General features: G+C 73.2%; 1 protein-coding gene. It reads left to right on the top strand.

The window, feature by feature from the left end:
- Nucleotides 1–35: 35 nt before the first annotated feature.
- Nucleotides 36–3,978 (top strand): acyltransferase domain-containing protein (locus tag ACWCPI_RS38825; RefSeq protein ID WP_451042661.1); only part of this gene is annotated, 3,943 nt, incomplete at its 3' end.

The raw sequence follows: 3,978 nt of genomic DNA, 5'->3' as shown, positions 1-3,978 counted from the left end.
CCTGGCCCGAGACCGGGCGACCCCGCCGAGCAGCGGTGTCCTCCTTCGGCATCAGCGGCACCAACGCCCACCTCATCCTCGAACAAGCCCCCGACCAGCCCGAATCACCCCCCACGACAGTCGACACCCCCACACCCTGGCTCCTGTCCGCACGTACGCAGGACGCCCTGCGGGCGCAGGCCGCACGACTGCACGCACACGTCCAGGCCCACCCCGAACACGCCCCGCACGACATCGCGCACGCCCTGGCCACCACCCGCGCCCACCACACCCACCGGGCCGCCGTGGTCGGCACGGACACCGCCGAGCTGCTCGAAGCGCTGCGCGCCCTCGCGGAGGGAGACACCGCCTCCGGGGCGTCCGTCGTGACGGGTTCGGCCGCGCACGCGGCGAAGCCCGTCTTCGTGTTCCCCGGTCAGGGCGCGCAGTGGGTCGCAATGGCCGACGGGCTGCTCGACGACTCGCGGGCGTTCCGCGAGTGCGTCGAGGCCTGCGAGGCCGCGTTCGCGCCGTACCTGGACTGGTCGGTGCTGTCGGTGCTCCGCCAAGAGGCAGAGGCGCCGTCGCTCGACCGCGTCGACGTCGTGCAGCCGGTGCTGTTCACGATGATGGTGTCCCTGGCCGCCGCGTGGCGTGACCTGGGGGTGGAGCCGGCGGCCGTGGTGGGGCATTCGCAGGGTGAGATAGCCGCCGCGCACATCGCCGGGGGCCTGTCACTGGACGATGCCGCCCGGGTGGTGGCGCTGCGCAGCCAGGCCTGGTTGGAACTGTCCGGGCAGGGCGGCATGGCCGCGGTCGCGCTCAACGCGGAGGAGCTGCGGCTGCGCCTGGAGCGCTGGGGCGACCGGCTCTCCGTCGCGGCCGTGAACAGCCCGGGCACCGCCTCCGTCGCCGGGTACCCGGACGCCCTGGCCGAGCTGATCGACGAACTGCGGGCCGACGGTATCGACGCCCGGTCCATCCCGGGCGTGGACACCGCCGGGCACTCGGCACAGGTGGACGTGTTCCACGACCATCTCCTCAAGGTGCTGGCGCCCGTGTCGCCGCGCTCCTCGGCGGTGCCGTTCTACTCGACGGTGACGGGCGGCCCACTCGACACGGCGGAGCTGGGCGCGCCGTACTGGTACCGCAACATGCGCGAGCCGGTGCGGTTCGAGGCGGCGTCGCGGGCCCTGCTCGCCGACGGCCACACACTGTTCGTGGAGCTGAGCACGCATCCGCTGCTGGGATCGTCGCTCCAGGAGACCATCGCCGACGCCGGGCGGGACGCGGCGGTCCTCCATACCCTGCGCCGTGACCACGGTGGCGTCCGGCGGCTGCTGACCGCGGTGGCACACGCGCACACCCACGGGGCGTCCGTGGACTGGGCGGGCGTCTTCGCCGGTACGGAGGCCCGGCCGGTGGCGTTGCCGACGTACGCCTTCCAGCGGCGGCCGTACTGGCTGGAGGCCCCGGCGGTGGCGGACGTGACCGCGGCCGGCCTGGCCGGCGCGGAGCATCCGCTGCTCAGTGCCACGGTCGAGCTGCCCGACGCGGACGGTCTCGTGTTCACGGGGCTGCTGTCGACGCAGAGCCATCCGTGGCTGGCCGAACACACTGTGCGGGACACCGTGTTGCTGCCGGGTACCGGTTTTCTGGACCTGCTGCTGCACGCCGGCGCACAGGCCGGCTGTGACCGGATCGACGACCTGACCCTTCAGGCGCCCCTCGTTCTCCCGGCGAAGGGTGCGGTGCAGATCCAGATCTCCGTGGGCGCGGCGGACGAGCGGGGCCGTCGCTCCTGCGCGGTGCATTCACGGCCGGAGGGCGGGGAGCCGGGCAGCCCATGGACATGCCACGGCACCGGCCTGCTCGCCGCGGAGGACGCGCCGGTGACGGCCGCGGCGTCGTCGAGTGCCTGGCCCCCGGAGGGTGCGGTCGCGGTGGACACCGAGGACGTGTACGAGCGGCTCACGGAGTTCGGACTCGGGTACGGCACGACGTTCCGTGGGCTGCGGGCCGCCTGGCGCGACGGTGACGCGCTGTGTGCCGAGGTGTCCCTCCCCGAGGGGACCGACACCGACGGCTTCAGTGTGCACCCCGCGCTGCTGGACGCCGCGCTGCACACCATCGCTCTGCTGGACGCGGGCTCCGACGGCGGGCCGCTCTCCGGCCCGATACGGCTGCCCTTCGCGTGGACGGGAGTGACCCTGCACGCGGTCGGCGCGAGCCGGCTGCGGGTGCGGCTGACACCTACGGGTCAGGACTCCGTGACGCTGACGGTCTCCGACCCGTCGGGCGGCGCTGTCGCCACCGTCGAGTCGCTGACCCTGCGGGCCGTGGACGAGGACGAGTTGGCGGCCGGGGCAGCCGACCTGCACCACTCGCTGTTCCACGTGGGCTGGAGCGCCGTGCCCGCTCCGCTGCCCGAGCCGGCCGGACCGCCGGCCGCCGTCATCGGGGACGGGTCGCCGTCCGCGTACGCCGATCTCGCGGCGCTGGTGGAGGCCGTGGACGCGGGCGCGCCGGTGCCGGAGACGCTGGTGGTCGTCTGCTCCGGTGGCGACGGATCCGCGGAGGACGCCGATCCGGTGGCGCGTACCCAGGAGCTGACCCGCGAGATCCTGGACGTGGTGCGGCCGTGGCTCGCCGATGAGCGCTTTTCCTCGACGCATCTGCTCGTCGCCACGCGGCGGGCGGTCGCCATACACGCCGGCGAGGGAGTCCTCGACATCGCCGCGTCCGCGGTACGCGGCTTCGTCCGGGTCGCACAGTCCGAGAACCCGGACCGGATCACCCTCGTCGACCTGGACGACGACACCGCCGTCTCGGCCGATCTGGTATCCGTCGTGCGCGGCGCGCGGGAGCCCGAACTGGCACTGCGGGCCGGGGTCTGCCACGTGCCCCGGCTGGCGCACGCCTACGCCGCGCCGCCACTGCGGATTCCGGACCGGCACGACTGGCGGCTGGAGGCGAGCGGCCGGGCCACGCTGGAGACGCTGGCCGTGATCGACAATCCGGTGGCCCGGCAGCCGTTGGCGGACGGCGAGGTGAGGATCTCCGTCCGGGCGGCCGGTGTGAACTTCCGGGACGTCCTCGTCGCGCTCGCCATGGTCCCCGGGCAGGAGACCATCGGCAGCGAGGCGGCCGGGGTGGTCACCGAGGTGGGCCCGGGCGTCACCGGTGTCGTCGTCGGGGACCGGGTCATGGGCCTGTTCGAGGGGTCGCTGAGCCCGGTCGCGGTCACCGACCACCGGTTGGTCGTGCCGGTGCCGGCCGGATGGAGCGACGCTCAGGCGGCCTCCGCTCCGGTCGCGTTCCTGACCGCGTACTACGGGCTCAAGGAGCTGGTGGGGCTGCGCCCCGGTCAGCGGGTGCTGGTGCATGCCGCCACCGGCGGCGTGGGATTGGCGGCGCTCCAACTGGCCGGTCATCTGGGCGCCGAGGTGTTCACGACCGCAAGTCCCGCCAAACAGCATGTGCTGCGCGCCCGGGGTTTCGACGACGATCACATCGCCAACTCACGGACGCTGGACTTCGAGAAGCAGTTCCTCTCCGTCACAGGGGGGCTCGGGGTCGACGTCGTCCTGAACTCGCTCGCCCAGGAGTTCGTCGACGCCTCACTGCGGCTGGTGGCACCGGGTGGCCACTTCCTGGAGATGGGCAAGACCGACATCCGTGACGCCGTCGCGGTGGGTGAGACCCATCCCGGTGTGCGGTACCAGGCGTACAACCTGGACCAGGAGGGGCCGGACTGCGTACGGCGGATGCTGGGCGAGCTCGCGGAGCTCTTCGAGCGCGGCGTGCTGGAGCCGTTGCCGACCACGAGCTGGGACATGCGGCACGCCCCGGAGGCGTTCCGTCATCTCAGCCAGGCACGGCACATCGGCAAAGTGGCGCTCACCGTGCCCAGGTCCCTGGATCCGGAGGGGACCGTCCTGATCACCGGCGGCACCGGAACCCTGGGCAGCCTCATCGCCCGCCACCTCGTCACCCACC

The sequence above is a fragment of the Streptomyces sp. NPDC001920 genome, from assembly GCF_053594495.1.
The sequence above is the reverse complement of the archived record's forward strand: the minus strand, read 5'-3'. Positions and strand labels throughout refer to the sequence as shown.